This window comes from Chromohalobacter nigrandesensis, assembly GCF_023061285.1.
Lineage (GTDB): Bacteria > Pseudomonadota > Gammaproteobacteria > Pseudomonadales > Halomonadaceae > Chromohalobacter > Chromohalobacter nigrandesensis.
Genome location: NZ_JAKGAM010000012.1, coordinates 1 through 15,969 on the forward strand (window position 1 = coordinate 1; position 15,969 = coordinate 15,969).

Consider the following 15,969-nt stretch of genomic DNA (forward strand, 5'->3'; position numbering starts at 1 on the left):
AGCGCTATGGAATTCAGCCGACGCACGCGGCTACCTGCTGCCCCGCCCCTCGCCAAGCCACGCGATGCTAGGCATCAAGGCGGCGCTTCGCTATGCTGCAAGGCGTGAAACTCAGGGCTGCTCACGAGGCGGCTCCATAACAACACACTGCAAATTCCGTAGAGAGCTTTCCATGAAAAAATTGCTGACCATCACCCTTCTCGGCAGCGCCCTGCTGGCAGGGAGCGCTTTCGCTCAGGACACCTTGCGTATCGGCGTCGACGTGCCTTACGAGCCGATGGAATACCGTACGTCCGACGGTGAACTCACCGGCTTCGACATCGAGCTGGGCAATGCGCTGTGTGCCGAGATCGACAGGAAGTGCGAGTGGGTCGTGCAAGCGTGGGATGGCATCATTCCGGGCCTGATGGCGCGTAAGTACGATGCGATCATGTCCTCGATGACCATCAACGAAGAACGCAAGGAGACCGTGCTCTTCTCCGACCCCTACATCACGCCGCCTTCAGCGTGGTTCGCGCCGCAAGACAGCAGCATCGACTTCCCCGCCAAGGAGACGCTCGAAGACAAGACCATCGGGGTGCAGCGCGGGACCTTGCAGGACAATTACGTCACCGACATGTTCGGCGACGCGGCAGAGATCAGCCGTTACTCCACCGCAGACGATCTCGTCCTCGACATGGATGCCGGTCGCGTCGACATCGCCTTCCTGGACTTCCCGATAGGCAAGTCCACCCTGCTGGATAGCGATGAAGGCGATTATAAAGTCGTCGGCGAGATGATCACCGAGCCCAAGAAGTACTTCGGCGAAGGCTTCGGCGTTGCATTCCGCAAGCGCGATCAGGAACTGGCGAACCAGTTCAACGAGGCGCTGGCGACCCTGAAAGACAACGGCACCTATGAGGAGCTCTACAACAAGTATTTCGTTGGAGAAGCCAAGTAAGGCGGCGTTTTACAAATTAACGCCAGACGCCATGGGGGCGGCCTTCGGGTCGCCCCTTTGCGTTACGGCAAACGCTCAGGACGTCTCCTCCACGGGCCGGGCGAAACGCGCGATGAAGCGCGCCATCGCCGGCCCCAGCAGCATCACCGTGAAAAGCCGCAATGTCTGCAGCGCCACCACTAGCCCTACATCGGCATGCGTGTCGATGGCGATGATTGTCATCGAGTCAAGTCCACCGGGGCTGGTCGCCAGATAAGCGGTAATGAAGTCTGTATCCATGAGCCCCACCATCAACAGCGCCGAGAGCGCGCATAGGGCGATCAGCACCAGCGAGGCCAAGACCATCTTGCCTAGCGAGCGGGCCACGGTCGCCAGCGCGTCACGATCGAAGCGCAGCCCTACATAGACGCCGATGAAGCCGTAAGCCAGCATCAGCAAGGGCGCGGGCATCGACAGCGTCGCCCAGCCGCCGAGATGCAGCAGCGTGCCGATGAGCATCGGCCCCAGCAAGGCACCCGCCGGCAAGCGACGATCGCACAGCCAAACCCCACCGACGACGACCGCCAGGGTAATCGCCAGATCGAGCACCCCGGCCAAGTCGCCTGGCAAGCCGCTTCCGCTGCGCGATGGCGTACCGCTTACCCCTAGCCAATGGCTCACCAGGGCGCCCACGAGCACCACGCATACCACCCGCACGTATTGCATCGCCGCCACGATGCGCGGGTCGGTATCTTCGCGCTCCTCAGCCATCGCCACCATCGCCGCCGCCGCGCCCGGCGTGGTGCCCCAGGCTGCCGTGCTCCCGGGAAGCCCGCCGTAACGCACCAGAACGATCCCCACCAGCAGGCTGAGCAGCAAAGTAATGGCCGTGGCCAACAGCATCACCAGCCAGCCATCGAGGATCGTCATCAGCACGCTCATCGTCATGGCGTGCGCGATCAACACGCCGACCGTGCCCTGGCCGAGCTTGAAGCAGCGCCTCGGCAGACGCAGGCCGCTGCCGCCGATACCGAAGGCGATGCCCACCAGCATCGGGCCGATGAAACCGCCCGCCGGCATATGCCAATAGTTGAGCACGCCACTCGCCACGCAGCACGCCACGAACAAGCCCAGCCACAGCCCGGCACGGCGCATGCGGGAAGATGACGGTCGAGAAGGCGCAGGGGACGGAGAAGGGGCCAAGGGAATGCTCCGCAAAAGAGACGCATTATAGCAGGCTAAGTAATATCGGCGAGACCACCGCCCGCGCATATCACTACCGAATCCGGCGAGTCCGGTGCCGCCAACGCGTTACACTAGGGTCGTCATGCCCACGAGGAGTCCCCGCCATGCTCGATCCCGACCGCTGCCGCGTGGCCCGTCTGTCGCGGGATGCTCGCTTCGATGGGCGCAGTTATCTCACCCTGCAACTCTGGAGTCGCTGATATGGTAATGCCCGCTTACGCTATCGATTACTTCACGCCTGAGCCGACCTCGCCGCTGGGCATGCTACGCATCCTCGCCAGCGAGCATGGAATTCGCGAGATCACCTTCGTCGACAGCGTCGAGACACAGGCGCCGGCGTCACCCTCGCCGCTCACCGAGACCTGCCGCGAGCAGCTGAGCGCCTATCTCAAGGGAGAATTGCGCAACTTCGACGTGCCACTCGACCCTCAAGGTACGCCCTTTCAGCAACGCGTATGGGCGGCATTGGCTCGCATTCCTTTCGGGGAGACGCGCAGCTACGCGGAGATCGCCCGGGACATCGACAACCTCAAGGCAATGCGCGCGGTCGGCGCCGCCAACGGGCGCAATCCGTTGCCCATCGTCGTGCCTTGTCACCGCGTGATCGGGCGTGATGGTACGCTCACCGGGTACGCTGGCGGGCTCGAGCGCAAGGCCTGGTTACTTGAGCTCGAGCGCACGCATATCAAGCACCATCCAATGCGTTAAACGCATCAAACAGCGGAGGTGAGCCATGACGCAAGATGTTGAACAGGCGCGGCAAGTGCTGGATTTCTGGTTCGTTGAGGCGGGCCCCAAGCAGTGGTTCAACAAGAGCACGTCGTTCGATCAGGCGCTCACCGAGCGCTTCGGGGCCCTCCACGACGCGGCGTGTCGCTGCGAGCTTTACGCCTGGCGGCAAAGTCACCGCGGTGCCTTGGCGGAAATACTGCTGCTCGATCAGTTCTCACGCAATATCTACCGCGATCAGCCCCTGGCCTTCGCTCAGGACCCGCTAGCGCTGAGCCTCGCCCAGCATCTGGTCGCGCAAGGCGGCGATCAAGGACTACCGTCCGAACAGCGCGCGTTTGTGTATATGCCGTATATGCACAGCGAATCGCCCGTGATCCACCAGGAGGCTCTGCGGCTTTTCGATCATCCGGGACTGGAGCGCAACCTGGACTTCGAGCAGCGCCATTGGGCGATTATCGAGCGCTTCGGCCGTTATCCGCACCGTAATGCGGTACTTGGTCGGGAATCGACGCCGGAAGAACGCGACTTTTTACGCCAGCCCGGCTCGTCTTTCTAAGCATTGTCTGGAAAGTATCTAGTTTGAGCGACCCGGTCTGGCGATCAGGCGCCGCGAGCAACAGGATAACGCCCTGCCAGCGGGGCTGTCAGCGTGCCGAGCAGGCGCCAGCCCAGATAGAGAAAGCCCAGCGGGAATAGAATCGTCTGGACGATGAACACCGCCGACAAGGCCACCACGTTCTCGGTCATGCTATCCAGACGTGTCAGCAGATCGCGCACCGGATGGCCCACGGCACTGTCCCATTTATCCTTGAGCCGCTGCCAAACACCGTCGTCTTCTTCACGCATGCCAGCCTGCGTCTCGGCGACGTCCTGAAACACCGCGCGGTCCTGGTCCAGCGCCGTGTAAAGTCCCTCGCGTTGGTCGCCGATCAGTGCATCGCCCACCCAGGTACTGGCCAGCGCCGCGATGAGCACCGCGAAACGCAAGAACGCCATCAGCAGGAACGCCCGACGCGCCCATTCGCGCCAGACACCACGCCCCCAGACGAGCGACACCGCCAGCAACAGGCAACTCAATGAGAAAAGCGCCTTGATGAGCGTATGGCCGGCCATCTGGATCAAGACCTTCTGCATGGCCAGCGAGGCCGTGGAGGCGAACATGATCCATGAGAAACGCTCGACGAGATCGTTGGCGGGGTCCAGCGCCTGGCCGAACTGCACCTGGAAGACCATGGCGTCGGCGGTGATGCTCTGCATCACCGAAATCGCCGCGTTGAGCGCCTTGGCCAGGGCAAAGCTCTTGAACGCCGTGGACAGAGCGTCATCCAGCGTGGCCATCGCCACGTCGTGCGTGACGCCGAGCCACGAGACCAGCGCCAATACCAGTAACGCCGCCACCACCCAGCGACAATGGGGCATGCGAGAAGACAGCGACATGACGAAAGCTCCCGGGACAATGCCCAGACCCTAAGCTCTGTCTGAAAAATCGGCGAGCGATGGCCAGACAAGGCAAAAATTGGCGAAAAAGCGGAGTTTACACAGGGTAAATGAGCATTTTGAGTCGATTTTTAACGCCGTATGGGTGAGCGCAGGCATTTTTCCGATAGAGCGTAACCGCTCGGCGGCCCGAGCGCCATCGTCATCAGATCAGCAGTTGGTAGCTCAACGCCGATAACAACAAGGTGGCGGAGCCCATCGCGGAGACGATGAGGGCATGGCGCAGGGTATCCGGCTTCACGATGCGCATGGGGGCAACCTCGCATGACAGTGACTTGTGCCTCCTTGATAAGCAATTACGCTAGCGCGCTCAATACGCCTTTGGATTAAGACGCCGCGACGGACAGCCGCGATGCGGCTCTGAGGGTGTTTACAAAACAGGCGAACGAAGACAAGACAAGGCAAAATTGGCTGAAAAAACGGAGTTTAGATGGGGTAAATGAGTATTTTGAGGCCGATTTTAACGCCGTATTGTCGAGTGCAGCCCTTTTGTAAGCACCCTCTCACGCTACCGATACCAGACACCAAGATGATATCGTCTACGCCTTCATCCGTATCCATTCACGAGGTCATCATGTCCAGCAAGATCTATTGCACCGCCCAGTTCAAGCCCAAGCCCGGCAAGGAAGAGAGCGTCTTTCAGGCACTTCAGGCGCTCGAGCCCAACGCGCACCGCGAAGACGCCTGCATCCAGTACACCGTGACCCGGAAGATCGACAACCCGTTCGCCGATGGCACCAGCTATCCCATCGTCTTCCACGAAATCTGGGCCGACCGTGCCTCTTTCGAAGCGCATTGCCAGCGTCGCGAAGTGCAGGCCTTCTTCGCTGACTACGTCGAAGCCGAGGACGGCGATGTCGAAGACGCCAATGTCTGCGTGTATACCGATGAGCCGGCCAATTTCGACGCCCCCAAGCTGTAATGCGCCGCACCGTCGGATGATCGTCCCTGCCATTGCCTTCGTGCATCGCGAGGTGGCATGAAAAGCCGCTGGGACGATCTTGAGGCGTTGCTCGCCGTGGTCGATGCCGGTGGCTTCACCGCCGCCGCCGAGCGCCTGAGCACCAGCACCGCACGGCTTTCGCGGGCCGTCTCGCGCCTGGAGAAGCGGCTCGAGACGACCCTCGTGCACCGCACTACGCGACGCCTGGATATCACCGAGGAAGGCGAGGCATTCATCGCCCAGGCCCGCCAGGCGCTGGGTACCCTGGAAACCGCCGAGGAAGCGCTCACGGTGCGCCGTCGCGAGCCCGCCGGGCGCCTGCGCGTCGACGCCGCTACGCCGTTTCTGCTGCATCAGATCGTCCCCCACCTCGCCGAATTCCATGCCGCCTACCCCAAGATGCGCCTGGAATTGACCACCCACGAGACCAACATCGACCTGATCGAACAACGCACCGATGTCGCCATTCGCATCGGGCGCCTGGAAGATTCCACCCTGCATGCCCGTCCGCTCGGCCATAGCCGGCGCCGCCTGGTGGCGAGCCCCGCTTACCTGGCACGCTATGGCACGCCGCACCATGTCGAGGATCTGGCGCATCACGTGCTACTGGGCTTCACGCATTTGACCCAGCTCAACCGCTGGCCCATCGGCGACGGCCGTACCATCCAGCCCACCCTCGCCTCGAGCAGCGGCGAAGCGTTGCTGCAAATGGCGGAGGCCGACGTGGGCATCGCTTGTCTGGCGGATTTCCTGACGCGCGGCGCTCGCCAGGCCGGACGCCTGACGGTGGTACTCGACGACGCCACCCACGAGCGCCACGAGCCCATTCAAGCGGTCTACTACCGCAATACGGCGCTCCACGGCCGCATCAATGCCTTTTTGGATTTCTTCGTCGACCGCCTGACACTCTGATTCCATCACGCCGCACCATGCACGCAGCTACCTTTGCGATTAATGCAAGAATGTTTTGCAATTAGGCGTCTTTATCGCAAGGCCGCGACTCGGCAGACTGCCCCACCTTTTGCATTCACATGCCTACCAAGTGGGAACGACACCATGAAGATTCTGCTGATCAACGGCGCCAAGGCCTTCGCCCATTCCGGTGGCCGTTACAACGATACGCTGCACGACGTGGCACGCGGCGAACTCGCCGAAATGGGCCACGAGATCCGCGAGACCCGCGTCGACGACGGCTACGATACCGACGCCGAAGTCGAGAAATTCCTGTGGGCCGATGTCATCGTCTATCAGATGCCCGGTTGGTGGATGGGCACGCCATGGACGGTCAAGCGCTATATCGACGAGGTGTTCACCGCCGGCCACGGCTCGCTCTACGCCAGCGACGGCCGCTCACGCAAGGACCCCAGCCTTCAGTACGGCAGCGGCGGCTTGCTCCAAGGACGTCACTACATGCTCTCGCTGACATGGAACGCACCCGCCGAAGCCTTCGATGAAGCCGGCAACTTTTTCGAGGGGCGCGGTGTCGACGGTGTCTACTTCCCGTTCCACAAGTCGCAGGCATTCATTGGCCTGGACGCCATGCCGACCTATATCGCCAACGACGTCATCAAGGCACCCGACATCGAAGGTCATATCGACGCCTATCGCGCCCACCTGCGCGAGCACTTTTCCAACGCCTGAATCGGCACACCGGGCCGGCGCTTCACCGCGTCGGCCCGCACTTCTCTTGCCTACCTCGTTCTCCTGCGCTTTCACCTTTCGGCCCACGGCAAGCGTTTCAACGAGATGCTAAGATAGCGCGCCCGTTCGAGAGGAAGGCTTTGTCCATGTCCGCGCGTTCCGCTTCCCCAGCCGCTCCCCTGCCCGCTGCGCTATGGCTCGTCGCCTTCGCGTTGGCGGCCGTCAATCTGCGCGCGCCGATCGTGGTGGTGGGGCCGGTACTCGAATCGATCATGCAGACACTGGCCATCGGCGCCGGCGTCGCCAGTTTGTTCACCACCGGCATGATCCTGTGCTTTGGGGTGCTCTCGCCGCTGGCGCCCGGCGTCGCCGCACGCCTGGGGCTGGATCGCGCCATCGCTCTGGCACTCGGCGCTATCGCGCTGGGTGGGCTACTGCGTGGCATCGAGAGCCTGCCGGTGATGCTCGTCGGGACATTCTTCGCCGGCCTGGGCATCGCCTTCGGCAACGTCTTCATGCCCAGCCTGGTCAAGCGCGACCGCCCCGAGCGCATCGGCCAGACCATGGGGCTCTACACAGTGGTAATGGGGATCGGTGCAACGCTCGGCGCGGGGACTGCCGTGCCTTTGATGAACCTCAGCGGTGCCTGGTCGGTGCCCATCCTGATGTGGGCGGGCGTGGGCGTCGCCACCACAGCGCTGTGGATCTGGATGGCCTGGCGGCGGCCCAAGGCAAGCGACGACGGGCAATCGACCAATATCACGCGGCTATTCAAGAGCCGCACCGCCTGGACCTTGACGCTGTTCATGGGCATGCAATCACTGGGCTTCTACACCCTGCAGACCTGGGTGCCCGCCGTGGCCTCGGCCGCAGGCGTGCCCAGCGCCGCTGCGGGGAACATGCTGTCAGTCATCAACCTGACCACCATTCCCGCGAGTTACGTGATCGCGCGTCTCGCCGCGCGCTTAAATCACCATAGCCTGCTGGTGCTGGGGCTTTGCCTGCTGATCGCGCTGGGGCTGGTAGGATTGTGGCTGGCGCCCACGGCGTCGCCCACGCTATGGGCAATCCTGCTCGGCGCCGGCCAGGGTGGCTGTTTCAGCTTCGCCCTGACCATGATCGTAATGCGCACCCGGCGTGCCAACCACGCCGCCATGCTCTCCGGCATGGCCCAGAGCCTCGGCTATCTCATGGCCGCCGGCGGCCCACTGGTGTTCGGCGCCCTGCACGGCGTCACCGGCGACTGGCGACTCTCGCTGTGGCTGCTGATGGCCCTGCTCAGCGTGCAAACCGTCGCCGGAGTGATGATCGGCCGGCCCAAGCTCGTCACGGTGCGCGAAGGTTGAGCCACCGTCACGTCGTGCTACCTCCCGCACCCATGCTGGCGGTCATTCCTCACCGCCCGCAGCGGCAATCTCTGATACGCTGCTGGATTAAATGCGAGTAAGCTCTTGGAGCCGATCCCCATCCTCGCAAGACTTCCGCAAGAATCGATCACCGAGGACTGATATGGACTGGAATATCGCCTACACCTGGCTGGCCATTGCCCTGCTATTGGGCCTTGCGGAGCTCGCCTCAGGCGCGTTGGTGCTGCTCGCTCTGGCCGTCGCCGCCGCGCTGACGGCGCTCCTGGCCTGGCTCGGCGCCAGCCTCGCCTGGCAACTACTGGGGTTCGGCGTCCTCGCCGGGCTGCTGTTGCCAATAACCATCAAAGTGATTCGCCCCTGGTTCTCGCCCCGCGGTGTCGCCTACGGAACGACCGGCACGGGCGTCGAGAAGGGCAATGAATATCGTACGCTCAAGCGCGATTTCGATGGCGCGACCGGCATCAAGATCAACGGCGATTTTTATCGATTGAGAGTCGCCGATACCCACACGACTGAACTGCCTTTAGACAGCCGAGTCGTTTTCCAGCGCTTCGATGGCACCACCGCCATCGTCACGCCAGCATCGCCACAGGAGCAATAAATATGGATTCATTTCTGACCCCGGGATTGATCCTCAGTCTGATCGTCGTTGCGATCGGCATTGTGATCATCGTCAAGGGACTGGTGATCGTTCGACAGTCCGAGGTAATGGTGATCGAGCGACTTGGCTCGTTCAACCGCCTGCTGGAGAGCGGCATCAACATCATCATCCCGTTCATCGAGCAGCCTCGCGCCATCAGCATGATCCGTTATCGCAAGCAGGGCGAGGAGTACTACCCGATCGCCACCGACGAGACCCGCATCGACCGCCGCGAGACGGTGATGGATTTTCCCGGTCAGCCGGTAGTGACCACCGATAACGTCACGGTGACCATCAACGGCGCACTTTACTACCAGATCATCGACCCCAAGCGCGCCGTCTACGAAGTCGCCAACATGAGTCAGGCCGTCGAGGTCCTGGCCAAGACCACGCTGCGCTCGGTGGTGGGCAAGATGGAACTCGACAAGCTGTTCGAGTCCCGCGCCGAGGTCAACAACGCGATCCAATCCGCCATGGAGGAGCCCGCGTCCAAGTGGGGCGTCAAGATCTCCCGCGTCGAAGTGCAGGACATCGCCATGCCCGAGGAAGTCGAAGGTGCCATGCGTCTGCAGATGGCGGCCGAGCGTAAACGCCGCGCGACGGTCACCGAAGCCGAGGGCGAAAAATCCGCCGCCATCGCCATGGCACAAGGCCAGCGTGAGTCATCGATTCTCAACGCCGAAGGCGACAAGCAATCCGCCATTTTGCGTGCCGAGGGCGAACAGGAGTCGATCAAGCTGGTCCTTAACGCCATCGGCGACAGTGAGGACGACAAGCGTACCGTGGTGGGCTACCTGCTCGGCCAGAGCTATATCAAGGTGCTGCCGAACATGGCCAAGGATGGCGAGCGCGTGTTCGTGCCTTACGAATCTTCCGCGCTGCTGGGCAGCATGGGCATGTTCCGGGAGATGGCCGGCTCACCGGAAGATGTGGTGAGCCAGCACGTCAAGAATCGCCAGGATGGCACCGACCTGCGCAGCGGAATGGTCGGCGGCGCCGGCAGCAGTAGCTGACTCAGGCCGTGCGCTCACTCTCTTCATCGCGACCATGATGCGGTAGAATAGGAAGAAACGCTTGTAGGAGTCGTCATGCCAAACGTATCTCTGAAGGCCAAGCGGGCCTATTTCGCCAAGGTGAGACAGGCCAACTATGCAGCCAGTCTACGACTTGAGGGTGTAGATGTGGCTTCCTCTTACCGGCCCACGAGCAGCAAAGCAGCTGTCCTGAAAAAATATCGTCAGAATTAACCTTGTGGATAAGTACGGTGCTGGCCAAGACCCTTATTGCTACGAGGGGACTACCATGCTCAGGAACTTACTGGGCATTCGCGATGATCCTACGCTTGAAGCAGCGGAGCGTGAGCTGACGGTTCTCGCCGCAGACACTATTCAGTTCGCTCCGCCCCCTTACGACCTCGATTATCTAAAGCACCTTCATCGCCAGCTATTTGCCGATCTTTATCCTTGGGCTGGTGAGATCCGAACCATCGACATCGCCAAAGGTGAGACGCGCTTCTGTAACGTACAGCGCATCGAACCCGAGGCATACAAGCTCTTCACCCGCCTGAGGCATGAGACTTATTTCACGAATCTGCCTCGTCAACAGCTAGTCAGTGCCGTCGCAGAGCTTTATGGCGATTTGAATGTGATTCATCCCTTCAGAGAAGGCAATGGCCGGGCACAGCGCCTTCTCTTCGAGCATCTCATCATTAATAATGGCTATGAGATTTCATGGGAAGGGATTCAGCGTGAAGAATGGCTTCACGCCAATATCGCTGCCTACCATTGCGACTATGATGCAATGATTGCCATCTTCGATAGATGTATCGGCTGGCCACTAGATGAGTTGTCTCCCAACTCGTGAACCACGCCAGGCGATCACCCCAACTGAAACGGATATACCGCGCCGATGCCCAGTAGCTGCGTCAGTTCATCCAGGGCGGTGAGCGATTCCCGGGCGAGTTGCGGGTCGGCGAGATCGGCGGGCGTCAGCCGATCACGATAATGCCGCTCGACCCAGGCGGTGAGGTCGCCATGCAGGACCTCGTCGAGCAACACGCGGCCACCCAGCGCTTGGCGTTCGGCCGACGAGAGCGCGACGCGCAGGCGCAGACACGCCGGGCCGCCGCCGTTGCGCATGCTCTGCTTGACGTCCTTGACCAGCACCTCGCTGATGGGGTTGTACCCCGCCAACAGCAGGTCCTGAATCGTCCGCCACACGGTTTCATTTTCCTGACACTCGCCAGGCACGACCAGCGTCATGCTGCCGTCAGGGTTGGAGAGCAGTTGCGAGTTGAACAGGTACGTCGACACCGCATCCTCGAGACTGACCGCCTCGCTCGGCACCCGCACCGGGATCAGCGGCGACGCCATCCGTGCGCGCAGCGCGTCCAGCGTGGCGTCTTCATCCCGAAACGCCATATCGTGATAGAGCAGCACCGGGCCATTGCCGACGGCGATGACGTCGTTATGGAAGACACCGGCATCGATGGCCTCGGGATTTTGCTGGGCGAACACCGTCTGCGCGTCGCTCAAGCCATGCTGCCGGGCGATCGCCTGGCTCGCCTCCAGGGTCTGGCGCGCGGGATAGCGCGTGGGGCCGTGTTGCCCGCCGAACGCCTGGCGACCGTAGACGAAAAGATGCACGCCGGGCTCGCCATGCGCGCCGCTCAACCGGGTGTGATTGGCCGCGCCTTCGTCGGAGAAGGCCGGCGTCGCCGGCAGCACCGGGTGATGCGCGAAGTGCGTCTCGTCGCGGAACATCGCCGCCAGCACGCGCGCGGTGGTGCGCGGTTCGAGGTAGCGATGAAAGCTCGATTGCAGATTCGCGGCGGTGAAATGTACGCGGCCATCCGGGGCATCCGCGCTCGGCGTCACGGTCGCCGCGTTGGCCGTCCACATCGACGAGGCCGAGCATACCGCGCGCAGCAGTTGTGGGGCTTCCTGGGCCGCTCGCGCCAGCACGCTCGCGTCATCACCGGTAAAGCCGAGATCGCGCAGCGCGCCCAGGTCGGGGCGTTGCTGGGGCGGCAACACGCCTTGCGCGTAGCCGGCCTCCATCAGCGACTTCATCTTGTCGAGCCCCTGCAACGCCGCCTCGCGGGGATTGGCCGTAAGCCCCTCGTGGCGCATCGACGCTACGTTGCCATGCGCCAGCCCGGCGTAGTTGTGGGTCAGTCCTACCAGGCCGTCGAAATTGACCTCGCGTACCTCTTTACTCATAGAACCTTCACTCATAGCACCTTCGCTCATAGCGTCACCCCCGGCGGCAGGGTATCGGGCAGGCTAAGCGTCTCGGTTTCCATCGAAGCGACCGGATAGGCGCAGTAATCGGCGGCGTAATAGGCACTCGGGCGGTGGTTGCCGCTATCGCCGATACCGCCGAACGGCGCGTCGCTGGAGGCGCCGGTGGTCTGGCGGTTCCAGTTGACGATGCCGGCACGGATGCGCAGCAGGAAGTCATCCCAATCGGCCTGCTCACCGCCGATCAGCCCCGCCGACAGGCCATAGCGGGTATCGTTGGCCAGGGCGATGGCCTCGTCCCAATCATGATAGCGATGCACTTTGAGCAGCGGCCCGAAGTGCTCCTCGTCGGGCACCTCGCAGCCGGTGACGTCGATCAGCCCCGGCGAGAGGATGCTGGTGCCCTCCTCCAGGCGACGCAGCGGCGCGAGTATTCGCCCGCCGCGTGCGACGAAATCGTCTTGGGCTGCCAGCAAGCCATCCGCGGCCTCGACGCTGGCCAATCCCGCATAGAACGGCGGCGGTTCGCTGAACGGCCCCGCCACGCGCAGCGCGCCAATGGCATGTACCAGCGCTTCGAGCAACGCATCGCCGGCCGCCCCCTGGGGCACGATCAAACGCCGCGCGCAAGTGCAACGCTGGCCGCCGGAGGCGAACGCCGACTGCAGAATCGACAGTACCGCCGCGTCCTGATCCGGCACGTCCTTGACCACCAGCGGATTGTTGCCGCCCATTTCCAGCGCCAAGATCTTGTCGACCTGGCCGCCGAACTGGCGATGCAGAAGCCCGCCGATCTTGGCGCTTCCGGTGAACAGCAAGCCGTCGATGTCGGCGCTGCCGGCCAATGCCTGACCAACCTCGGCCGCGCCCTGCACCAGATTGATCACACCGGCGGGCAGGCCCGCCTCGAGCCAGCATTGCAGCGTCAGATCGGCGGTCATCGGCGTCTGCTCGCTGGGCTTGAAGACCACCGCGTTGCCGGCCAAAAGCGCCGGGACGATATGCCCGTTGGGCAGATGCCCGGGGAAGTTGTATGGGCCGTATACCGCCAACACGCCATGCGGGCGGTGGCGCAGCACCGCACGGCTGCCGCCGACATCCCGCGCGCGTTCGCCGGTACGCTCATGATAGGCGGTGATCGAAATTGCCACCTTGCCGATCATCGCGCCGATCTCGGTACGCGCCTCCCACAGCGGCTTGCCAGTTTCCTGCGCGATGCTCGTCGCCAGCGCCTCGCGATTGGCTTCCAGACGCTCGCGGAAGCGCTCGACCACCGCCTGACGTTCTTCGAAGCTGTGACGCGCCCAGGCGGGAAACGCCCGGCGTGCGCCGGCTACCGCCGCTTCGACCTGGGCCGCGCTGGCCGCGCTGGCACTCCATAGTGTCTCGCCGGAGACGGGGTCGGTCTTGTCGAAACGCGCGGCATCACCCTCGACCCAGGCGCCGTCGATCAGCAACTGCTGTTTGGGTTGCATATGTCGCTCCTGATTCATTTGTAAGCTACGAGCTACGAGCTACGAGCTACGAGCTACGAGCTACGAGCTACGAGCTACGAGCTACGAAAAGCAGTATTCGGCCACGCTGAAAGCTCGCAATCCTTTTCCCGAAGCCCGTCGCTGACAGCTTATGACTTCTCACTCCCGGCGCAGCCGGATTACGTCTCGAGCAGGCGCAAGCGGTCGCCCGCACCGACGCCGAGACGCCGAGCCTCATCCGCGCTCAACGTGAGCACGCCATCCGCACTGGGCCCGCGTCCGATCCAGGCGGCTCGGAATTCGCTAATGTTCGCCGTCGCTACCAACCAGGTCGGGCGTTCGACACTGGCGGCCTCGTCCACGATCTCCACAGGATAGGACGCCGAGTCGCGCACCGCGCGTACATCGTCGATATAGGCCTCCACCGTGGGGCCGCCGTCGAAGATGTCGATGTAGCCCTCCCAGCGCAGCCCTTCCTTCCTGAGCATTTCCAGCGCCGGGCGGGTGTGCTCGTGAACCGCGCCGATGCAGGCCCGCGCTTCTTCGGACAGAAACGGCGTGTAAATCGGGAACTTGGGCATCAGCTCGCCGATGAAGCTTTTCTGCCCGAGGCCGGTCAGGCGGTCGGCCTCGTTGAAGTTCATGGGAAAGAAGTGGCTGCCCAGGCATTCCCAGAACGCGCTGGTGCCGTTCTCGTCGAAGCGCCCGCGCATCTCGGCAAGCACCTTGTCAGGGAAGCGATCGCGAAACTCGGCGATAAACAGCCAGCGCGCCTTGGACAGCAAGGCGCCGTTGCGATCGCGTCGGTATTCGGGGCGCAGATACAGCGAGCAGACTTCGGCATCGCCGGTATGGTCGGAACTGAGAAACAGCGTATCGATGGTGCGATGCAAGTCGAGCTGCACCGACGAATGCGCCAGAGTGCCCAGGCGATAATTGTAGAATGGCACTTCGCGGCCGACCTGCGCCTCGATGGCGCAACATCCGGCCAGCTCGCCGTTGGCGTCGTCTTCGAGCACGAAGAAATACAGCCGGTCGTCGATGGCGCTGCGCTCCTCGAAGGCGCTGACCGCGTGTTCGATCTTGGCAGCGAGGAAGTCGCGATTGTCGGGCAACGAGGTGAACCCCACGCCGGTCTGCCAAGCCATGGCTTGCAGACTATCGATATCGCGACGTTCGATGGGTCGAATGCGCATCAGGTTTCTCCCTCGTCGAACTCATCCAGGACGCTGGGCAATGCCATTGGCGCGGCCAGGACCGCGCGACCTTCCTCGACGCCCAGCAACTCGGCATGCTCGGGCGTGAGCATCAACTGCCCGGTGGGCGACAGCGCATAGCGCGCCACCAGGCAGCGGAAGCCGCCCAGTTGCTGATTGGCGATCAACGCCGGTTCGGCATCCGGCAGCACGTTGCCGGGGCGCAAGCGTACCGGATGCCAACTGGCCTGGCGGACGCTCTGCAGACGGTCACGCTCGCCGCGCACCACCGGCCCGCCATCGAAGATATCCACGTGCCGCGAGCGCACGAAGCCTTCGCCGAGCATTTCCTCGAGCGCGCCCTCGTGGTCGGGGTGTTCGCGGCCGATGGCGGCACGCGCCTGGGGCGTGAGCAAGGGTAGGTAGAGCGGGAACTGCGGCATCACCTCGGCGATGAAGCTCTTCGAGCGTACCCCGGCCAGCAGGTTGATCTCCTGAAAGCCACGCGCAAAGAAGTGCCGCCCGACGCTGTTCCAGAACGGCGACTCGCCCTCGGCATCGAGATAGCCCGGGAAAGCCACGGCCAGAATCGAGGCGAAGCGCTCGGGGTACTGCGCGATGAACATCAACCGCGCGCGCCGCAACAGGCTCTCGGCGCTGGTGCCCTTGTAACGCGCGTCCAACGACAGCGCGCACAAAAGCGTGGTCTCGGAAGTCTCGTGCGACAGCGACAGGGTCTGCACCTCGCGGCGCACGTTGAGCTGTTGCGAGGCGTGGATCAGCGTTTCCTGACGATAGGTGTAGTAGGCATCCATGGCGCCCGCCTGGGCACGAATGCTGGCGGTCCCCACTACTTCGTCAAGCTCGAGATCCTCGAGCACGAAGGTATAGGCCTCGTCTTCGGGAAAATCGACCTCGCGCGCCAGGGCCCGCGTCGAGCGCGCAATACGCTCCTCGAGGCGGTCGCGATGCGCCGGCAGATTGGTCAGGCGCGGCGTGGCACTGCCCGCCAGGCGCTCCAGTGCCGGCAAGTCGCGGGGTTGAACGGGGCGAACGACAAGCATGGCAATGT

The 15,969-nt window shown here is 62.9% G+C and carries 17 protein-coding genes; 11 read left to right on the top strand and 6 right to left on the bottom strand.

Translation table 11 applies throughout. The annotated features are described in order from the left end of the window. Positions 1–172: 172 nt before the first annotated feature. Positions 173–940 (top strand): ABC transporter substrate-binding protein, encoded by a 768-nt coding sequence (locus tag L1073_RS13310; RefSeq protein WP_246900005.1) that lies wholly within the window; start codon positions 173–175, stop codon positions 938–940. Between the two features lie 75 nt (positions 941–1,015). Here L1073_RS13310 and L1073_RS13315 read toward each other — a convergent pair whose 3' ends face one another. Beyond that, positions 1,016–2,122 carry an AbrB family transcriptional regulator gene (locus tag L1073_RS13315; RefSeq protein ID WP_246900007.1) on the bottom strand — a complete coding sequence of 369 codons (1,107 nt, stop codon included), beginning with the start codon at positions 2,120–2,122 and terminating at the stop codon, positions 1,016–1,018. A 243-nt stretch (positions 2,123–2,365) separates the two neighbouring features. On the opposite strand from L1073_RS13315, the gene L1073_RS13320 reads away from it, so the two are divergent. Further along, the gene (locus L1073_RS13320) at positions 2,366–2,872 is read left to right on the top strand and encodes a methylated-DNA--[protein]-cysteine S-methyltransferase (RefSeq protein WP_425531587.1); all 507 of its coding nucleotides are present in this window, start codon (positions 2,366–2,368) and stop codon (positions 2,870–2,872) included. Between the two features lie 25 nt (positions 2,873–2,897). Beyond that, the gene (locus L1073_RS13325; protein WP_246900008.1) at positions 2,898–3,452 is read left to right on the top strand and encodes a DUF924 family protein; all 555 of its coding nucleotides are present in this window, start codon (positions 2,898–2,900) and stop codon (positions 3,450–3,452) included. 44 nt (positions 3,453–3,496) lie between these two features. Here L1073_RS13325 and L1073_RS13330 read toward each other — a convergent pair whose 3' ends face one another. Continuing rightward, complete coding sequence (locus L1073_RS13330; protein ID WP_246900009.1) at positions 3,497–4,333, bottom strand: hypothetical protein; 837 nt, start codon at positions 4,331–4,333, stop codon at positions 3,497–3,499. Positions 4,334–4,967: 634 nt separating this feature from the next. Between L1073_RS13330 and L1073_RS13335 the strand changes: the two genes are divergently transcribed. The 8 genes from L1073_RS13335 (at position 4,968) to L1073_RS13365 (ending at position 10,847) form a co-directional block, all read left to right on the top strand. Next, positions 4,968–5,315: a putative quinol monooxygenase gene (locus L1073_RS13335; protein ID WP_246900011.1), complete on the top strand. Its 348-nt coding sequence runs from the start codon at positions 4,968–4,970 to the stop codon at positions 5,313–5,315. A gap of 57 nt (positions 5,316–5,372) precedes the next feature. Next, entirely contained in the window at positions 5,373–6,248 is an 876-nt protein-coding gene (locus tag L1073_RS13340; protein WP_246900013.1) for a LysR family transcriptional regulator, read from the top strand. A gap of 144 nt (positions 6,249–6,392) precedes the next feature. Further along, positions 6,393–6,977 (top strand): NAD(P)H-dependent oxidoreductase, encoded by a 585-nt coding sequence (locus tag L1073_RS13345; RefSeq protein WP_246900015.1) that lies wholly within the window; start codon positions 6,393–6,395, stop codon positions 6,975–6,977. Between the two features lie 146 nt (positions 6,978–7,123). Next, a complete protein-coding gene (locus L1073_RS13350; protein WP_246900017.1) occupies positions 7,124–8,323 on the top strand; it encodes a CynX/NimT family MFS transporter in 1,200 nt (399 codons plus the stop codon). A gap of 163 nt (positions 8,324–8,486) precedes the next feature. Beyond that, on the top strand, positions 8,487–8,945 hold the full coding sequence (locus tag L1073_RS13355; protein ID WP_246900018.1) for an NfeD family protein: 459 nt from the start codon (positions 8,487–8,489) through the stop codon (positions 8,943–8,945). Positions 8,946–8,947: 2 nt separating this feature from the next. Further along, positions 8,948–9,997, top strand: coding sequence for an SPFH domain-containing protein (locus L1073_RS13360; protein ID WP_246900020.1), 1,050 nt, complete (start codon positions 8,948–8,950; stop codon positions 9,995–9,997). A 75-nt stretch (positions 9,998–10,072) separates the two neighbouring features. Then, positions 10,073–10,231, top strand: coding sequence for a YhfG family protein (locus L1073_RS17370; protein WP_425531588.1), 159 nt, complete (start codon positions 10,073–10,075; stop codon positions 10,229–10,231). A 4-nt stretch (positions 10,232–10,235) separates the two neighbouring features. Further along, complete coding sequence (locus L1073_RS13365) at positions 10,236–10,847, top strand: putative adenosine monophosphate-protein transferase Fic (RefSeq protein ID WP_343322511.1); 612 nt, start codon at positions 10,236–10,238, stop codon at positions 10,845–10,847. Positions 10,848–10,861: 14 nt separating this feature from the next. Here the strand turns inward: L1073_RS13365 and astB are convergent, their stop codons facing one another. From astB to L1073_RS13385, 4 genes are all read right to left on the bottom strand, one after another. Continuing rightward, positions 10,862–12,205, bottom strand: a complete 1,344-nt coding sequence (gene astB / locus L1073_RS13370) for an N-succinylarginine dihydrolase (RefSeq protein ID WP_425531590.1) — start codon at positions 12,203–12,205, stop codon at positions 10,862–10,864. A 26-nt stretch (positions 12,206–12,231) separates the two neighbouring features. Then, positions 12,232–13,701 carry a succinylglutamate-semialdehyde dehydrogenase gene (gene astD / locus L1073_RS13375; protein WP_246900024.1) on the bottom strand — a complete coding sequence of 490 codons (1,470 nt, stop codon included), beginning with the start codon at positions 13,699–13,701 and terminating at the stop codon, positions 12,232–12,234. Positions 13,702–13,880: 179 nt separating this feature from the next. Beyond that, on the bottom strand, positions 13,881–14,897 hold the full coding sequence (gene astA, locus L1073_RS13380) for an arginine N-succinyltransferase (protein ID WP_246900026.1): 1,017 nt from the start codon (positions 14,895–14,897) through the stop codon (positions 13,881–13,883). Continuing rightward, positions 14,897–15,961: an arginine N-succinyltransferase gene (locus L1073_RS13385; RefSeq protein ID WP_246900028.1), complete on the bottom strand. Its 1,065-nt coding sequence runs from the start codon at positions 15,959–15,961 to the stop codon at positions 14,897–14,899. The genes astA and L1073_RS13385 overlap by 1 nt, the downstream gene beginning before the upstream one ends. Between the last annotated feature and the right edge of the window lie 8 nt (positions 15,962–15,969).